This is a genomic window from Candidatus Poriferisocius sp., from assembly GCF_965214065.1.
Lineage (GTDB): Bacteria > Actinomycetota > Acidimicrobiia > Acidimicrobiales > Bin134 > Poriferisocius.
Genome location: NZ_CBDCAT010000027.1, coordinates 715397 through 731480, shown reverse-complemented (window position 1 = coordinate 731480; position 16084 = coordinate 715397). Strand labels below are relative to the sequence as shown.

Here is a 16084-nt window from a genome sequence, read left to right as displayed (position 1 = left end):
GAACTAAGCTAAATGGAGGCTGTGATGCGGGTGGTCAACATGCATGAGGCCAAGACCCACCTCTCAAAACTCGTTGAGGGAGCGGTTCATGGCGAGCCGTTCATCATCGCCCGGGCGGGGACTCCGTTGGTGAAGGTTGCCTCGCTGGAGATGCCAGAGCCGGGCGCCATGCGCCGAACAGGATTCCTGCCCGACATTTCTGTGCCTGAGGACTTCGACCAAATGGGCGGATCCAAGCTCCAAGCCCTCTTTGAAGGAGATGCGTGAACTTCCTGTTGGATACCCACATCTTGCTGTGGGCCGCGGGAATGCCTGAGCGCCTTCCCGGCGACGCTCGGGCTCTGATCGAAGATCCGTCTTCAGATCTGTACTTCAGCGCGGCGTCGCTTTGGGAGGTCGCGATCAAGAACGGACTGGGTCGGGCCGACTTCAACGTCGACCCTCGTTTGTTGCGCCAGGGATTGCGCAACAACGGGTACATAGAGTTGGCGATAACAGGAACCCATGCCGTGGCTGTAGACGCCCTGCCCCCCATTCACAACGACCCCTTCGATCGACTCTTGATCGCCCAAGCCCATGCCGAGGCGCAGACGCTGCTAACAGCCGACACGGTACTGGGGAAGTACCCCGGACCCGTCCGCGTCCTGGGCTAGCAGTCCGGTCCAAGCCCCGGCTCGGCTAGTCGGCAGGAGTGGGGTGCCGGTACCGTCGGCGGTTGATGGCCCAGACCATTTCCAGAGTGAGCACGCCGCCGCCGGTGCGGTCGGAACCCAGGGTGAGGCTTCCGTGGCCGCTCGGCATCTACCAGACCGCAGTGGGCAAGAAGTGGGTGATGGGCCTTACCGGGATTGCCTTGCTGGGCTTCATCGTGGTCCACATGATCGGCAACCTCCACCTGTATGAGGGGCCGCTGGAGATCCACGAGTACGCCGAGACGCTGCGGGATCTGGGCACCAAGCTCTTGCCCCGCACCTGGCTGCTATGGGCCATGCGTATCGGGCTGATCGCAGCTTTCGGCCTGCACATCCACTCGGCCTACTCCCTCAGCCGGATGAGCTTGGCCGCCGACCAGCGCTACCCCGGTGGCCGGAACTACATCGCGGCCAACTTCGCCTCTCGCACCATGCGGTGGACCGGTCCCATCGTCGGGCTGTACCTCTTCTACCACCTGGCCGATCTCACCTGGGGATGGTTCAACCCCGACTTCGTGCGGGGCGACCCCTACCACAACGTGTCGGAGAGCCTGGGCAGCATCCCGGTGGCGATCCTCTACATCGTGGCCAACACCGCTTTGGCCGTCCACATCTTCCACGGCACCTGGAGCATGTTCCAGAGCCTGGGCATAAACAGCCCTCGCTACAACCACCTGCGCCGCTACCTGGCCGCCGGGCTGGCCGGGATCATCCTGGTGGGCAATCTGAGCTTTCCGATCTTCGTGCAGGCCGGGGTGATCGACGACGACGGCCGCTCGATCGTGGAGGAACTCCAGCAGCACGGCACCGCTGAGGGGGAGGACCACTGATGCTCGGCTCACTAGACGCCCGAATCCCCACCGGATCGCTGGAGAGCAAGTGGACCGACCACAAGTTCTCGATGCGGCTGGTGAACCCCAACAACAAGCGCCGCTTCGACATCATCGTGGTGGGCTCAGGCCTAGCCGGGGCGTCGGCTGCGGCCTCGTTGGGCGAACTGGGCTACCGGGTCAAGGTGCTCACCTACCACGACTCCCCCCGCCGGGCTCACAGCATCGCCGCCCAGGGCGGCATCAACGCGGCCAAGAACTACCAGAACGACGGCGACAGCGTGTACCGCCTGTTCTACGACACCATCAAGGGAGGCGACTACCGTGCCCGGGAGGCCAACGTGTACCGCCTGGCCGAGGTGTCGGTGGACATCATCGACCAGGCCACCGCACAGGGCGTGCCCTTCGCCCGGGAATACGGCGGCCTGCTCGACAACCGCTCCTTCGGTGGTGCCCAGGTGTCGCGTACCTTCTACGCCCGGGGTCAGACCGGCCAACAGCTCCTGTTGGGAGCGTACTCGGCTCTGATGCGTCAGGTGGCGGCCGGCACGGTGGAGCTGCACACCCGCTCGGAGATGCTGGAGCTGGTGATGCACGATGGCCGGGCGGTGGGAGTCGTGACCCGCGACCTCATCACCGGCGAGATCGTGCCGCACTCGGCCCACGCGGTGGTGCTGGCCACCGGCGGCTACGGCAACGTTTATTTCCTGTCGACCAACGCCAAGATGTGCAACATCACCGCGGCGTGGCGGGCCCACCGCAAGGGCGCCCTGTTCGCCAACCCGTGCTACACCCAAATCCACCCCACCTGCATCCCAGCCAGCGACGACTTCCAGTCGAAGCTGACCCTGATGTCGGAGTCGCTGCGCAACGACGGTCGCATCTGGGTGCCCCAAGCCCACGAGGACGCCCGCGACCCCCACGAGATCCCCGACGCTGACCGGGATTACTTCTTGGAACGCAAGTACCCGGCCTTCGGCAACTTGGTGCCCCGCGACGTGGCCTCCCGCAACGCCAAGACCGTGGTGGACGAGGGCCGGGGAGTGGGACCGCTGCGCAACGGCGTCTACCTGGACTTCTCCGGCGCCATGGCCCGCGACGGCGAGGCGGTGATCCGAGCCAAGTACGGGAACCTGTTCGACATGTACGAGCGCATCACCGGTGAGGACCCCTACCGGGTGCCCATGCGCATCTACCCGGCCACCCACTACACCATGGGCGGGCTGTGGGTGGACTATGAGCTGATGAGCAACGTGCCCGGCCTGTTCGTGCTGGGCGAGGCCAACTTCAGCGACCACGGCGCCAACCGCCTGGGCGCCTCGGCACTCATGCAGGGACTGGCCGACGGGTACTTCGTTTTGCCCTACACCATCGGCAACTACCTGTCCGATTTCCTGGGAGACCCCGCGCTGGGCACCACCGAGCCCGTCTTCGCCGACGCTGAGCATGCAGTAGCCGACGAGATGAACCGCTGGTTGTCGATTGGCGGCACGCGGTCGGTGGACCACTATCACCGGGAGCTGGGCAAGCTGGTTTGGGACTACATCGGGATGGCCCGCAACAAGACCGGCCTGGAGAAGGCAATCTCGGAGATCCCCGCGCTGCGAGATGAGTACCACCGCAACGTGCGGGTACTGGGCTCAGCCGACACCTTGAACCAGTCGCTGGAGAAGGCCGGCCGGGTGGCCGACCTGTTCGAGCTGGGCGAGCTGATGGCCCGAGACGCCCTGGCCCGGGAGGAATCCTGCGGGGGCCACTTCCGGGAGGAGCACCAGACTGACGAGGGCGAGGCCATGCGGGACGACGAGAACTTCACCCACGTGGCCGCCTGGGAGTGGAACGGCGAGGGCACTCCCCAAACCCGCCACCGGGAGGAACTGGAGTTCGAGAACGTCGAGCTGACCCAAAGGAGCTACAAGTGAGCTCTGAGATCAACCTCACACTTCAGGTATGGCGCCAGCCCGGCCCGCAGGCCGAGGGCCGCTTCGTGACCTACGAGGCCAACGGCATCAGCACCGACGCCTCGTTCCTGGAGATGCTCGACATCGTCAACGAGCGGCTCATCGAAAACGGCGAAGAGCCAATCGTGTTTGAGTCCGACTGCCGGGAGGGCATCTGCGGCACCTGCGGGCTGATGATCAACGGCCAAGCCCACGGACCCCAGAAGAGCACGGCCACCTGCCAGCTCCATATGCGCAGCTTCAAAGACGGCGACCACATCGTGATCGAGCCGTGGCGGGCCACGTCGTTCCCCGTGCTGCGGGATTTGGCGGTGGACCGCCGGGCCATGGACGCCATCATCGCCTCCGGCGGCTACATCTCGGTGAACACCGGGGCCGCCCCCGACGCCAACCTCACCCCGGTCCCCAAGGAGACGGCCGACACGGCCTTCGACGCCGCCGCCTGCATCGGCTGCGGGGCCTGCGTGGCCGCCTGCCCCAACAGTGCGGCCCAGCTGTTCACCGCGGCCAAGGTGCAGCACCTGAACCTGCTTCCCCAGGGCCAAGCCCAGCGATGGGCCCGAACCGAGGCCATGGTGGAGACCATGGAGGAGTTCTTCGGCTCGTGCACCAACCACGGCGAGTGCGAAGAGGCCTGTCCCAAAGACATCCCCATCGACTTCATCGCCTGGACCAACCGGGACTACATCAAGGCCAAGGTGAAAAACCGCAAACTGGCAGGTTAGCTGTAGCGTCAACGCATGACTACCGTTACCGCCGACCTCGAGGTAGAGACCGGCCAGGATTATTCAGTGGATCTCCGCACCGGCTCGCACCTATGGGGCGCCGATGAACCCGAGGACCTGGGAGGCGGCGATACCGCCCCCAACCCCTATGAGCTCCTCATGTCGTCGGTGGCGGCCTGCACCTGCATCACCCTGTCGATGTACTGCCAACGCAAGGGGTGGAAGCTCCACTCGATTTCGGCCCGGTTCGAGCACGACCGGGTTCATGCCCGCGATTGCGACGACTGCGAGGCCGACGCCTCAGGCTACGTCGACCGGGTGCGCAGCCAGATCTTCATCGAAGGCGACTTCGACGACGACCAGAGAGCCCGCTTGGAAGACATCGCCCGCCGTTGTCCCGTGCGCCGGACCCTCGAAGGGGGCATGTCCTTCACCACCGAAGCGGTTTTCGCCGGCTGACGCCTTACCCTCTGACCATGTGGTCTAGGGCTAGGGATGCCGTCCTCCAGGTGGCGCGGGGCGTGCTCATGGGGGCGGCAGACGTGGTGCCTGGCGTGTCGGGGGGCACGGTGGCGCTGCTGCTGGGGATTTATGCCCGGCTGATCGACACCGTGCGGGCCGGGGCCAGTGTTCTGAGCGCCCTGGTTCGAGGCCGATGGGGAGAGGCGAGGCACCGGCTGCGGAGCTTCGACTGGTGGTTCGCCGTGCCGCTGGTGGTGGGGATCGGGGCCGCGGTGGTGGGGTTGGCGTCGGTGATCGACGACCTGTTGGCCGATGAACCCGAGGCCATGGCCGGGCTGTTCTTCGGCCTGGTGGGGGCGTCGGTGGTGGTGGCCTGGCGGCTATTGGAGCGACCGGGGGTAGGGCTCGTGCTCGTGGCGCTGGCGGTGGGCGGGCTGTTCTTCGGATTGCTGGGGATCCAGTCGGGGCCAGTGGCCGACCCATCGGCCCTTGCGCTCTTCGGAGCTGGAATCGTGGCGGTATGCGCCATGTTGCTGCCTGGCATCTCCGGGGCATTCATCCTGCTCATGATCGGGGTGTATCCCGCGGCCATCGGAGCGGTAGATGACCGCTCCTGGGGCGACCTAGCCGCACTCGGCGTCGGGGCAGTTCTGGGACTGGCCATGTTCTCCAACCTGATTAGCCGGGTGCTCGCCCGCTGGCACGACCCCACCCTGGCGGTGATGGTGGGGCTGCTGCTGGGATCGCTGCGAGTGTTGTGGCCCTGGCCCGCCGGCGTGGGCGTGATCAGCCGCCACGCCGAAGAGACCATCGACGGCACCACCCTCGGCTGGGCTCCCGCCGCCGACCTGTGGCTCCCTGCCGTGCTCGCAGTAGCCGCGGCCTTCTTGGTGATCGCGCTTTCCCGCCTACAACGCTCCCCAGACTGAGTTCCCAACTCAGGGGAGTATGTCGTGACCACCGATGTCTAGCCAGACAATGTGGAATTTCCCTTCCTGAATTGGGTTTCCCACGGCAAACGTCGCTCTGCCATTGGAATCCCACGACATCTCATAAACATCAGTCGACCCCTTCAACTTCTTGACCCGCAACCCCTTGCGGAACGCAGTTCGTGTACCCTCCTCCATGGCGGTCAGGTCTCCGACGAACTTTTTCAATTGAAGTCGAAATCGGTCTGCCTGCTGGGGCGTGAGCTTCTCCCAACTGCGCGCGAATACATTCGACTTCTCGTATGTAGGCACGGCGGGGGCGACTACGTAGGCGGGGCGTTGTCGCTTGCCTCTTCAAAAGAGGCTAGAAAATCCTCATTGCTGTCGTAGCTGTGGGCAATTTCATCAGGGCTCAAAAGAGGCCCCTTGCCGATACTGGCCTTTAAGTCATCCACGGTCACTGAATCTGATTGGACGTTCTTCCGCATTGCCTTCTTGCGCAGCTTGCGGGGCCAGGGGCGCCATTCTCGTGAATGGACGAGGGCCATCGACATTCCTCCAAGTGCAGTTCCGTTGTTGGCACGATACCCCGGCTGTCATAAATCGACAGTATGAAATTAGAGATTGTCACCTCCATTTGGACCTTGTAACCGGCTCTGTTCGGTCCAGGCAGGACCGTCGGGAGTGGAGACTAGAGATCGTTCGAGGCGGGAGCGCTGGGCGGTGCCAGGGTGGTCGACGGGCAGGGGCGCGTTGGCGATCACGACGCCATCGATCGGGCCGTTGGACCATTCCCGGTCCCACCAGGCAGGCAAACCCTCCCAATGGAAGCGCCGGCCCATGCCTTCTAGTTCGTATGACTCATCGCCTACCAGTACCAAGCCGTGAACCACATCGAGCAGACCATCGGCAGCCTCCCATTCCAACTCCAGGCCGTAGGGCACCCGCTCGCCCCAGCCCCGATCGAACAGATCTTCGGGATCGTCCAACGCCACCGCAAACGCCTCCAAGTCCACCGTAAAGTGCTCATCGGGGATCTGCTCGATGAACTCGGTCCAGAGTCCGGGAGCCCGCAGCTCCAGGGTGGATGGCCGAGGCAGTGGGGCGTCGGTCTCAACCAGCACCACCGGGCGGCGATGAGGACCGACGAGCGCCGACCAGAACCAGCTCCTTCCCAGCTCGGGCCACAGCGTGAGCTGCACATAGCCGCCCAGTGAACCGTCGGGGGCGGCGAAATCGCCGTACCAGGATTCGGCCCACTGTCGGTGTGTCGGTTCAAAAGTCATACCTGTTGATCGGTACGGTAGAGCTTGGTGACCGAGTACTTGAGCAAAGAGTGGATCCAAGAGGCGGATGCTGCGTTGCGAACATCTGGTATGTGCACGGAAGACGGCGAGAGATTCGCAGTGGAACAGCGGGTGGATGAAGTGGTGTTCCACATGGTGTTCGACGGCGACGGTGCCCGTGTCTCAATTGGGCCGGCTCCCGGGCCAGCAGTGGTGCTCAGCCAGAGCCGAGACACTGCGGTGGCCATTGCCCGGGGAGAGCTATCGGCCGAGGAGGCGGTTTTGAATGGACTGACCGTCGTCGACGGTGACCCGCTGGCCTTGCTGTCCCACCACAAGGTTATGGCCAGGGCAAACGACGTGTTCGCCGACATTAGATCCCGCACCGACTGGGGCTAGAGGTCAGGCAGATCAGCAAGCGCCAGATCCGCCGCTTGGACCAGAGAAGAGGATCGAAATCTGTTCGCTCAGCAGGCCTCGATGATGATTCGCCCGCCGTCTTCAATTTCCATGTACAGGCTGTGGCTGTCGAGAAGCCGCATGCCGATCAGTGGGGTCGTGTCAGCGGCGTCTGCTTCGACGTGTCGAGCTTGGCCATCCCACAGTACGGCGACGCTGTAGTACGGAAACGTCGTCTCGCCGCCGTCGGCGAGCGTGGCTCTGGCCGTGCCTTCGAACACCAAAGCCAACTCTTCTGCCAGCAGTGGCGTAACGGTCAAGAATCCCGTGAAGCCGGTGTCGATCACGGCCTCGATGTCCCTGGTCTGTCCTGTAGGGCCTTGCAGGGTAAGGGTGAGCACTGCCTCATAGGCGGCGCTCACAACACCCTCGATCACCCAGGGCTCCGCAGTGGGCGACCCCCGAAGTGATGGAGTGCCCGGTGTCCAACCCGCAGCAACCAGACGTCAACGGCATCTGGGCGCTCCGCCCGCAGGCGATCGCGTGCGACAATGACAGTGTCGCCTATTGCCCAGCAGCGGCTGTCGATGTCGATAGCGACGACCTCTCCGTGGTGATCGGCTTCGACCTCGCTGCGGATGTCGCTCTCGTAGATCTCATCGCCGAGGCGAGCGACCTCATCGGTGGGCCGGCGAGTATCCATCATGGCCTTCCCCGGTGATATCTCACCTCCCAAAGATAGCCCCGCCCGCCGCCCGTTCCAACAGCGCGCGGATCTTATAAGTTCGGAGTTTCCCGGCTGGGGGCGTTGGCAGAGCCATCGAAAATACCAGCCCCCCTCCCGGCCAGCGACGCTTATCTCACGGCCGCAGATCGGGTTGAGGTAGTGCGACGATCACGTCGATTTCAATCAGCATGTCGGGCTTCGGAAGCCCCGTCTGCACCGTCGTTCGAGATGGGTACGGCTCCTCGAAGAACTCCGCGAAGACCTTGTTCATCTCGGTGAAGTTCGCCATGTCGGTAAGGTAGACACCGACCCGCACGGCATTTCGCAGCGTTGCGCCGCTCGCTTGTGCTACAGCTTCTAAATTTCGGAGTGTTTGTCGTGTCTGGCTGGCGATGTCCTCACCAGCGAGAGTGCCCTTCGCGTCGTATGGCCCCTGCCCGGACAAGAAGGCGAACCCCTGCGAGATCATCCCGGCCGAGTAAGGGCCCGAGGCTTTAGGCACCTCGGCGCTTGTCATGGCTTGTCTCCAAGTCATAGTCCATCCTTTCCTGCCAGCCCTCGATTGGGCCGGCCTATGGTGTTCTCCCTCAAACCAAGCGCGAGCTCAGCATTAGCCGCGTCTCAGCACCTGGCCTGCCCGCACGCCGGTGAGGTCGCCATCAATGAGCGCCTGCTTCCCATTGACGAGAACATGGCGAATTCCGTTTGGATCGGCACGTGAGCCATAGGTTCCGCAGTCAGCGATCGTAATCGGGTCGAATAACACAACATCTGCTGCGAAGCCGGGCCGCAAAAGCCCCCGGTCTCGGAGGCCGTACCGAGTCGCGGGTACGGAGGTCATCTTGTTGATCGCAGCACTTTGGGACAGCACCGCCCTGTCTCTGGTGTAGTAGCCGAGAATTCGGGGAAACGTGCCATGAAGACGGGGATGGGGCACTCCCGCCTGCTGGGGAATACCGTCACTACCGATCATCGCCACTGGATGCGAAAGCGCTTCCAGCATGTCGTCTTCGTGGATCTCGAAGATATTGCAGAGCGTCTCGCTGGCGTTCGGCGCGGTGACGAGACGCCGGGTGAGATCGCGCAGCGAAGTGCCCTCTTCTCGCGCGATATCTGGGAGTCGCCGCCCTTCGAAGTGAGGGTAGTCATCACATCGAATGATCTGGACCAATCGAGCCCTGGCCACGTCTATGCCATCGGGGGGGAAGTAGGTCGCCAACGGCCCCGAACCGGCGATATAGGGGTACACGTCGAATCCGATGTCGATCCCATCGGCTCGGAACCTGTCGATCTGATCGAGCGCGGCACCCAGGCTTCCCCAATTGTGCTCGCCGATTACCTTGAGATGAGAGATCTGGAGCGCGGTGCCGGTTTCTCGAGATACGGAGGCAACTTCGGCGATGGCCTCGAGAAGCCCGTCGGATTCATCGCGCATGTGCGTGCTGTGCATACCGCCATAGTCAGTCACCGCCCCGACAATCCTCGTTAGTGCTGCGGTCGACGTGTTCCGCCCCGGACGGTAGATGAGGCCGGTGGACACGCCGAGGGCACCGTCGTCCATCGCAATGCGGATGTCGTCACACACGAGCGAGAGTGCTCGGGCGCTCGGTTCGGTGCTGTCGATTCCCAGAAGCAGACGTTGAACGGTGTTGTGGCCAACGAAGGCTGCGGCATTTGTGCCGATGCCGTGTCCGGTGAGCACCTCCTGATATTCCCGGTAAGTCCGCCAACGGCCATCGACCGACAAAAGATCTGGCGAACGTCGCCCTGGCACATGGGGGAACGCGCTGAACCCGCAGCTTCCGCAGATGACCGTCGTTACGCCTTGCCGGAGTTTCGACGGATTGTCAGGGTTGGAGTGGAGTTCCATGTCGTCGTGGGTGTGGGCGTCAACGAACCCGGGGGCTGCGACCAGCCCCTCGGCATCGATTTCAGCCCTGGCTGCACCCACCCGTTCCATGGCCGCGATGTGACCGCCTTCGACTGCGATGTCTCCCTCGAACGGATGCCCGCCCGAGCCGTCCTCAATTAACGCTCCGCGAATGGCGATGTCGTACACGTCACCTTCCCCTGCGGCAGCGTCCGACTGGCCGAACCGCTCCCACAGGCGGTGGCACATGTTCCCACTCGTCTACCCGCATCTCTCCCCTAAAGTGCAATAAACGCATACTCTATGTGAATATTGCACTCAAGTCTGCCATCTGATCTTATGAGAGTCCAGGACAGATTTCGCTGCCCCGAGGAGCACGATATGAACCACTCGACCAGCAAGGCGAACCACTCCAGGCCCTCCCCAGACGTGGTTGCTCTGGGCGAGTCAATGCTGACTTTGCGGACCGGCCCGAACCAGGAGGCCTTCGAATGGGAGGTAAGCGGCGCGGAGTCCAACGTGGCACGCTATTGCGCGGCTCTTGGCCTTCAGGCCTCGTGGGTCAGCCAGGTCGGCACCGATCTTGCCGGAGACCTGATCCTCTCGGTGATCGAGGGGGCAGGCGTCGACGTGAGCGGGGTACGTCGGCTTTCTGATCACCAGACCGGGCTCATGCTCAAAGAGGTCACGGCAGACGCTCTCCGGGTCCGCTATTACCGGGCAGGTTCTGCGGCAGCCGCAATGGCCCTGCCGATCGGCCCCAGGGTGGGCCGGGCGCCAAAAGTCCTCCACTTGACCGGGATCACATTGGGTCTGTCTTGCACCTGCAACGAGCTCGTCCGGTCTCTGATAGAAGATCGATCCCGGTCAGCACTCATATCGTTTGACATCAACTGGCGCCCCTCGATCTGGGAACAAGGAGACCCTTCAAATGCGTTACGAGAAGCCGCAAACCAATGCGACATTGTCTTTGTCGGGCTTGACGAAGCCAACGACCTCTGGGGCGTAAGCACGGCCGACGATGTCCGGGCACTGCTTCCCCAACCCGAGACCGTCGTCACCAAAGACGGCGACAACGGTGCCTATGCCGATCGGAGCGGCAGAAAATACTTCGTTCCCGCGCTCAACGGCCCCGTGGTCGAGCCGATTGGTGCAGGAGATGCGTTTGCGGCAGGGTTCCTCGTCGGAGTGCTCCGACATGATGACAACGTGGAGGCCGCCCTCCGACTCGGCCACATCACAGCCATGAGCGCGCTCTCCCAGCAGAACGACGTCGGCCCAATCGCCGATGGCGCTACGATTCAACGCCTGCTCGACTTGTCATCTGAGGACTGGGTCTCAGCGAGCCTCGACCTGACGAACACGCACGACAAAGCCCAACTGCCGCCAGCGCGCCCGCGCAGCACGTCCGCATGATGCAAACCGCCGAGCAACGCCAAGACACAACTGCCACGGTGTCGTACTTTCAGACCCATCTTCTCCGATGCCCGATTGTCGCAATCCTCCGGGGACTCTCCCCTGGGGCCGCGGCGGCCGCGGCAAGGGCCCTGTGGGATATCGGAGTCGAGCTCATCGAGGTGACCGTGCAAGACGACGATGGATTCCGTGCACTCGAGCTCGTCGCTGAGATTGCGGCTGAGAGCGGCCGACCCTTGGGCGCCGGCAGCATCGCCTCTGTCGCGGACCTTCAGCAGGTCGTAGACCTTGGCGCCGCGTTCGCCATCTCCCCTGGCCTTGACATTGAAATCGTGCATCACGCGAGGGAGCAGAAAATCCCCTATCTGCCCGGAGTGGCAACGCCCACCGAGATTCAGTTAGCACAGGCCCATGGCATCTCAGAGCTAAAGCTCTTCCCTGCCCGACAACTCGGAGGAACCCGCTTCATTATGGCCATGTCAGGTCCCTTCCCCGGTGTTTCCCTCGTCCCGACGGGCGGCGTTGCGGTCTCAGACATCGATGGCTACCTTGACGCAGGCGCCCTCGGAGTTGGGATCGGCGCCGAGATTGCCCGTCCCAGCGGTGTCGATTCGCTGAGAGACTGGCTCACCGACAGACGGAAATCCCCACGATGACAGACCAGCTTCGATTCAGCTCCAAGGCGATCCCCACCGACCTGGTAGGGGCGACGACAGATGAGTTGATCGGCCGCAACATTTTCGACGGAACGTTTCTGTCTCCCCTCGTGGTTCTGCGTGCCGCTGCGATTGAGCACAACCTCGCAACGATGCGCGACTTCTGCCTCGCCAACTGCGTCCAACTGGCGCCGCATGCTAAGACCACCATGGCACCGAGCCTGATCTCCCGTCAGATCGCGCACGGCGCGTGGGCCATCACCGTCGCCAACGCAGTCCAGGCAAGAACCCTCTTCAACCACGGCCTGCGGCGCCTGCTGATCGCCAACCAGCTAGTTAACGAGGCGTCCATCGAGTGGGCCCTTGAGGCCGCCGTACAGGGCCTCGAGCTCTATTGCTTCGTAGACTCCCACAACGGGCTCGCCCGCCTTGATCGCAGCCATGCTGGGCGGGTTTCCGTGCTGGTAGAAATCGGCGGGCGTGATGGACGAAGCGGTGTGCGCGACATCGAACTTGCACTCTCCCTTGCGGAAGCGGCGAGAGCTATGGAATCGGTGCGGTTCGCCGGTGTCGCCGGCTATGAAGGCGTGTTCCTGCCCGCTCGCAACCACGCCGAACGGCGGCGAGTCCGAGATTATCTGCGGTTTCTCGGCCATGCGTTCGAGCGGATCGCAGATTGCGGCCCTTTCGAACCAGCTGCTGGACCAATCCTGACCGCGGGCGGCAGCGCCTGTTTCGACGATGTTGCCGACATCCTCGGCCCGGTGGCGGATGCTCGCGATGCCAAATTGGTGCTGCGCAGCGGTTGCTACATCACCCACGACAGCGGGTTCTACCAAGAGGCCTCCCCGCTCCGAGGCCACGCAGACTTCGCGGCATTCCGACCCGCGCTGGAGGTGATCGCTCAGGTCGTCTCCCGCCCCGAGCCGACCCTTGCGTTGCTCGACTTCGGGAAAAGGGACGTGTCTTTCGACGAAGGGCTGCCGGTGCCGCTATGGCGCTATGAGCAGACCCGCCAGCGCCCTGTCCCTGACTCCTGGCGGGTTTCCAGACTCATGGATCAACACGCTTTCCTGACGGTCGACGCAGCCGATGAGGTAGCTGTGGGCGATTTCGTGTCCTTTGGGATAAGCCACCCTTGCACGACGTTCGACAAGTGGAAGCACATTCCTGAAGTAGATGACAATGGGACCGTCGTCGCCGTGGTCTCCACCGAGTTCTGACCCGGAGCCTTGCCGATCGGCTCCCAGCCCCTATATTCGACCGGAGAAGCGATGAGCCAGACTGTGCAACGAGCCATCCAAGTATTGGGACTGATCGGCGAGCAGCCTTCGTCGATCGAACAGGTCGCGTCGTTTATGGGGACCCACCGCAGCACGGCACTGCGAACCCTTCAGGTACTAGAGGCTGAGCAGATGGTGGTACGAGACAGCCACAACGTGTTCCGCCTCGGTCGCCGCGTCATCAGCCTCGCGAACGCAGCGCTGGAGAACATCGACCTTCGCTCGGTCGCTGCGCCGTTCCTCACCAAACTCAGCCATGAGGTAGAGCATACGATCCACCTCGCAATGCTCGAGGGCGACACCGTCGTATACATCGACAAGCGGGAAGCAAAGCAGGCCGTGCGCATGTACTCCCGAATCGGCAATGCGGCGCCACTTCACTGCACAGGCGTCGCCAAGGCCATCGTCGCGTTCCTTCCGCTCGAAGACCAAGAGCGCATAGCGTCGGGCATCGACTTCGTGGCCCACACCGAAAACACGCTCGCCAATGCCGACGACTACTTCGCAGACCTTCGAGTCACAATCGAGCGCGGCTACGCAATCGACCACCTCGAGCACGAGCCTTGGGTCAACTGCATCGCAGCGCCCGTCTTCGAGGCGTCAGGGGAAGCCATCGGATCGGTCTCGATAACCGCCACGACCCTGTCCTGTGACTGCGAGACCCTTCTTACCATGGTGCCGCAGCTTTTTGAGGCGAGTTTCGGCATATCCCGGGAGTTCGGATGGACCGGCAACGAACCCGCCAACCACGAGGTGTGAGACGAGCCCGCCCCGCCCCATGCCTCGCACTTGGTCACACTGCGGGGCTGTTCTCGATCAGGTCTAGCCAACTCTCATATGCCCATGTCTTGTCTGCCGACGGGCAAAATTGGATCGCGCTTCCCTGATGCGGCGCCTGAACCGCAACGAGCAGATCGGTGTCGTCGAGCGTCACAAACAAGGTACGCATGTCCGGCCCCCCGAAACACAGGTTGGTCGGGTTGCGGCCCGGGACGGCAATCGGATCGAGTTGGGTGCCGTCCGGCGCGAGAACGCGGATACACGCAGCGCCGAAATGTGCCACGTACAGATTCCCATGGATGTCACGCGCCACGCCGTCAGGGCCTTGCGTCTCGACTCCAGCCTGATGCGGCAGCTCAGCGAAGAGCTCCGCTTCTCCTAGCCGCCCACCGGCCGATCGCCGATGCCGCCACAACCGGCCCGTGCGCGTCTCGGCGTACACGAGCTCCTCTTGTGTGGCCACAATCCCGTTCGGAAAGGCGAGACCGGATGCGATCTGTGTGAGAACCTCAGTTCCGGCGCGGAGGACATAGACGCCGCCAATCGCATCCTGCATGCTGGAACCCCACGGATCGGTAAACCAGAGGTTCCCCTCCCGGTCGAAGCTGAGATCATTGGGCCCGTTGGGTGATCGGGCGTATACCGACAGCACACCTTGATCCGTTGCCCGAAGGATCGCCCGGTGGCCTTCATCGGTGATGTAGATGGCCCCGTCGGGCCCGAATGCAAGCGCCGCCGGGATGCCCGCCACACCATCGGCAGACGTGTTGAACAGCCGCCGCGTGTCGCCTGGACGATCAGGGTGTGTGGCCACAATGTCTCCGCCAACGACGTCTGGGTTGCTGTCTCGGGTGAAGCTGCACACGCTGAGAACCCACCCTCCCGGTCCAAGAGTCGGCCCTTCTGGAGCGGACACGCCGTTGGCAATCAGATCCCAGCCAATGGTCATCGCTCTTGTCGGCACGCCGAAGCGCCGCAGATCCGCGAACCCGCCCCGTCAAATACATGGATGGCTCCTGGGTCAGCGTCCACACGTACGGTGTCGCCGGGCCGCACAGCGGCATCAGCCTCCGCACGCACCATGACCGATGAGCCTTCTCCGAGATCGACCTCGAGGTAGCTGTCACTGCCTAGGTAGTCGTGTCGCTTCGCCTCGCCGATGAAGCAGGCGGATGCCGAACTCGTTGCCCGCAGCGCACTCGGCCGGAGCCCGACCGTCACCGATGTCCCTGGCGCCAGAGGGGCATCGGGGGTGAGGGTGGCATCGGTAAGGTGAAGGGTGCCGTCGTTGCGTACTTCCAGCTCATGGAGAGGCATGCGCGGACTCCCGATGAATTGGGCCACGAATGTGTTCGCCGGAGCCGTATACAACTCGCGAGGTCGTCCGATCTGCTGAATCCGGCCGGCATTGAGAACCACGACCCGGTCGGCCATCGTCATGGCCTCAATCTGGTCGTGAGTCACGTACAAGGTGGCCTTCTTTATCCGATCGTGTACGTCGAGGAGGCTTGTCCGCATGTCCGCACGCAGCAGCGCGTCGAGATTGGACAGCGGCTCGTCCATGAGGAATGCCGCTGGTTGGCGGATGATTGCCCGGGCCAAGGCGACTCGCTGCCGCTGCCCGCCGCTCAACTGCGCCGGTTTGCGGTCTAGGTATGGTGTCAGATCGACTATGTCGGCGGCCTCGACGGTGCGCTCTTTGATCACATCTCGCTTGAGCCGAGGCCGTCTGCTCATCGTGAGCGGGAACGCGATGTTGTCTCGTACCGACATGTGAGGATACAGCGCGTAGTTCTGGAAGACCATGGCTACGTTTCGATCTCGAGGTCTGACGTAGTTGACGAGTTCGCCTGCGACGTGGATCTCGCCGTGGCTGACCTCTTCGAGTCCTGCAATCATCTTCAGGATTGTGCTTTTTCCGCACCCCGAGGGGCCGAGAAGGACGACGAATTCGCCTTCGACAACCTGAAGGTCGAATGGTTTCAGCACCTCGACATCACTGTAGGACTTCGCTACCTGGATAAGGCTCACGGCGACATCGGCCGGGGGCGACATGGCTTGCATTTCC

Annotated in this window: 20 protein-coding genes; 12 read left to right on the top strand and 8 right to left on the bottom strand. The window is 63.1% G+C overall.

The window, feature by feature from the left end; genetic code table 11:
- The first annotated feature begins 12 nt into the window (after nt 1-12).
- The 7 genes from ACOOGG_RS09900 (at nt 13) to ACOOGG_RS09870 (ending at nt 5599) form a co-directional block, all read left to right on the top strand.
- On the top strand, nt 13-267 hold the full coding sequence (locus tag ACOOGG_RS09900; RefSeq protein ID WP_420434744.1) for a type II toxin-antitoxin system Phd/YefM family antitoxin: 255 nt from the start codon (nt 13-15) through the stop codon (nt 265-267).
- Nucleotides 264-653 carry a type II toxin-antitoxin system VapC family toxin gene (locus tag ACOOGG_RS09895; protein ID WP_420434742.1) on the top strand — a complete coding sequence of 130 codons (390 nt, stop codon included), beginning with the start codon at nt 264-266 and terminating at the stop codon, nt 651-653. Before ACOOGG_RS09900 ends, ACOOGG_RS09895 begins: the two co-directional genes overlap by 4 nt.
- 65 nt (nt 654-718) lie before the next feature.
- Nucleotides 719-1522 carry a succinate dehydrogenase cytochrome b subunit gene (locus ACOOGG_RS09890; RefSeq protein WP_420434740.1) on the top strand — a complete coding sequence of 268 codons (804 nt, stop codon included), beginning with the start codon at nt 719-721 and terminating at the stop codon, nt 1520-1522.
- Nucleotides 1522-3444, top strand: a complete 1923-nt coding sequence (locus ACOOGG_RS09885; protein ID WP_420434738.1) for a fumarate reductase/succinate dehydrogenase flavoprotein subunit — start codon at nt 1522-1524, stop codon at nt 3442-3444. The genes ACOOGG_RS09890 and ACOOGG_RS09885 overlap by 1 nt, the downstream gene beginning before the upstream one ends.
- Before the next feature lie 8 nt (nt 3445-3452).
- A complete protein-coding gene (locus ACOOGG_RS09880) occupies nt 3453-4208 on the top strand; it encodes a succinate dehydrogenase/fumarate reductase iron-sulfur subunit (protein ID WP_420435194.1) in 756 nt (251 codons plus the stop codon).
- Between the two features lie 15 nt (nt 4209-4223).
- Nucleotides 4224-4667: an OsmC family protein gene (locus ACOOGG_RS09875; RefSeq protein ID WP_420434736.1), complete on the top strand. Its 444-nt coding sequence runs from the start codon at nt 4224-4226 to the stop codon at nt 4665-4667.
- A gap of 17 nt (nt 4668-4684) precedes the next feature.
- A complete protein-coding gene (locus ACOOGG_RS09870; protein WP_420434734.1) occupies nt 4685-5599 on the top strand; it encodes a DUF368 domain-containing protein in 915 nt (304 codons plus the stop codon).
- Nucleotides 5600-5922: 323 nt separating this feature from the next.
- On the opposite strand, the gene ACOOGG_RS09865 is transcribed toward ACOOGG_RS09870, so the two are convergent.
- Together ACOOGG_RS09865 and ACOOGG_RS09860 are read right to left on the bottom strand one after the other, a co-directional pair.
- Nucleotides 5923-6153 (bottom strand): hypothetical protein, encoded by a 231-nt coding sequence (locus ACOOGG_RS09865; RefSeq protein WP_420434732.1) that lies wholly within the window; start codon nt 6151-6153, stop codon nt 5923-5925.
- Between the two features lie 63 nt (nt 6154-6216).
- Nucleotides 6217-6885 carry a hypothetical protein gene (locus tag ACOOGG_RS09860; RefSeq protein WP_420434730.1) on the bottom strand — a complete coding sequence of 223 codons (669 nt, stop codon included), beginning with the start codon at nt 6883-6885 and terminating at the stop codon, nt 6217-6219.
- Nucleotides 6886-6912: 27 nt separating this feature from the next.
- Here ACOOGG_RS09860 and ACOOGG_RS09855 point away from each other — a divergent pair, with 27 nt between their 5' ends.
- Nucleotides 6913-7284 (top strand): hypothetical protein, encoded by a 372-nt coding sequence (locus ACOOGG_RS09855; protein WP_420434728.1) that lies wholly within the window; start codon nt 6913-6915, stop codon nt 7282-7284.
- A gap of 68 nt (nt 7285-7352) precedes the next feature.
- Here the strand turns inward: ACOOGG_RS09855 and ACOOGG_RS09850 are convergent, their stop codons facing one another.
- The 4 genes from ACOOGG_RS09850 to ACOOGG_RS09835 all read right to left on the bottom strand — a co-directional run bounded on the left by ACOOGG_RS09850 (nt 7353) and on the right by ACOOGG_RS09835 (nt 10130).
- Nucleotides 7353-7721 (bottom strand): clan AA aspartic protease, encoded by a 369-nt coding sequence (locus ACOOGG_RS09850; protein WP_420434726.1) that lies wholly within the window; start codon nt 7719-7721, stop codon nt 7353-7355.
- Nucleotides 7718-7990, bottom strand: coding sequence for a hypothetical protein (locus ACOOGG_RS09845; RefSeq protein WP_420434724.1), 273 nt, complete (start codon nt 7988-7990; stop codon nt 7718-7720). The genes ACOOGG_RS09850 and ACOOGG_RS09845 overlap by 4 nt, the downstream gene beginning before the upstream one ends.
- Nucleotides 7991-8144: 154 nt before the next feature.
- A complete protein-coding gene (locus tag ACOOGG_RS09840; RefSeq protein WP_420434722.1) occupies nt 8145-8528 on the bottom strand; it encodes a RidA family protein in 384 nt (127 codons plus the stop codon).
- A gap of 93 nt (nt 8529-8621) precedes the next feature.
- A complete protein-coding gene (locus ACOOGG_RS09835; RefSeq protein WP_420434720.1) occupies nt 8622-10130 on the bottom strand; it encodes an N-acyl-D-amino-acid deacylase family protein in 1509 nt (502 codons plus the stop codon).
- Between the two features lie 132 nt (nt 10131-10262).
- On the opposite strand from ACOOGG_RS09835, the gene ACOOGG_RS09830 reads away from it, so the two are divergent.
- From ACOOGG_RS09830 to ACOOGG_RS09815, 4 genes are read left to right on the top strand one after another with little or no spacing between them, the layout of a single operon-like run.
- Nucleotides 10263-11297: a sugar kinase gene (locus ACOOGG_RS09830; RefSeq protein WP_420434718.1), complete on the top strand. Its 1035-nt coding sequence runs from the start codon at nt 10263-10265 to the stop codon at nt 11295-11297.
- On the top strand, nt 11294-11953 hold the full coding sequence (locus ACOOGG_RS09825) for a bifunctional 4-hydroxy-2-oxoglutarate aldolase/2-dehydro-3-deoxy-phosphogluconate aldolase (RefSeq protein ID WP_420434716.1): 660 nt from the start codon (nt 11294-11296) through the stop codon (nt 11951-11953). Before ACOOGG_RS09830 ends, ACOOGG_RS09825 begins: the two co-directional genes overlap by 4 nt.
- Nucleotides 11950-13176 (top strand): amino acid deaminase, encoded by a 1227-nt coding sequence (locus ACOOGG_RS09820; protein ID WP_420434714.1) that lies wholly within the window; start codon nt 11950-11952, stop codon nt 13174-13176. The genes ACOOGG_RS09825 and ACOOGG_RS09820 overlap by 4 nt, the downstream gene beginning before the upstream one ends.
- Nucleotides 13177-13227: 51 nt before the next feature.
- Entirely contained in the window at nt 13228-13995 is a 768-nt protein-coding gene (locus ACOOGG_RS09815) for an IclR family transcriptional regulator (RefSeq protein WP_420434712.1), read from the top strand.
- A 34-nt stretch (nt 13996-14029) separates the two neighbouring features.
- Here the strand turns inward: ACOOGG_RS09815 and ACOOGG_RS09810 are convergent, their stop codons facing one another.
- A complete protein-coding gene (locus ACOOGG_RS09810) occupies nt 14030-14965 on the bottom strand; it encodes an SMP-30/gluconolactonase/LRE family protein (protein ID WP_420434710.1) in 936 nt (311 codons plus the stop codon).
- Nucleotides 14962-16080: an ABC transporter ATP-binding protein gene (locus tag ACOOGG_RS09805; RefSeq protein WP_420434708.1), complete on the bottom strand. Its 1119-nt coding sequence runs from the start codon at nt 16078-16080 to the stop codon at nt 14962-14964. The genes ACOOGG_RS09810 and ACOOGG_RS09805 overlap by 4 nt, the downstream gene beginning before the upstream one ends.
- Between the last annotated feature and the right edge of the window lie 4 nt (nt 16081-16084).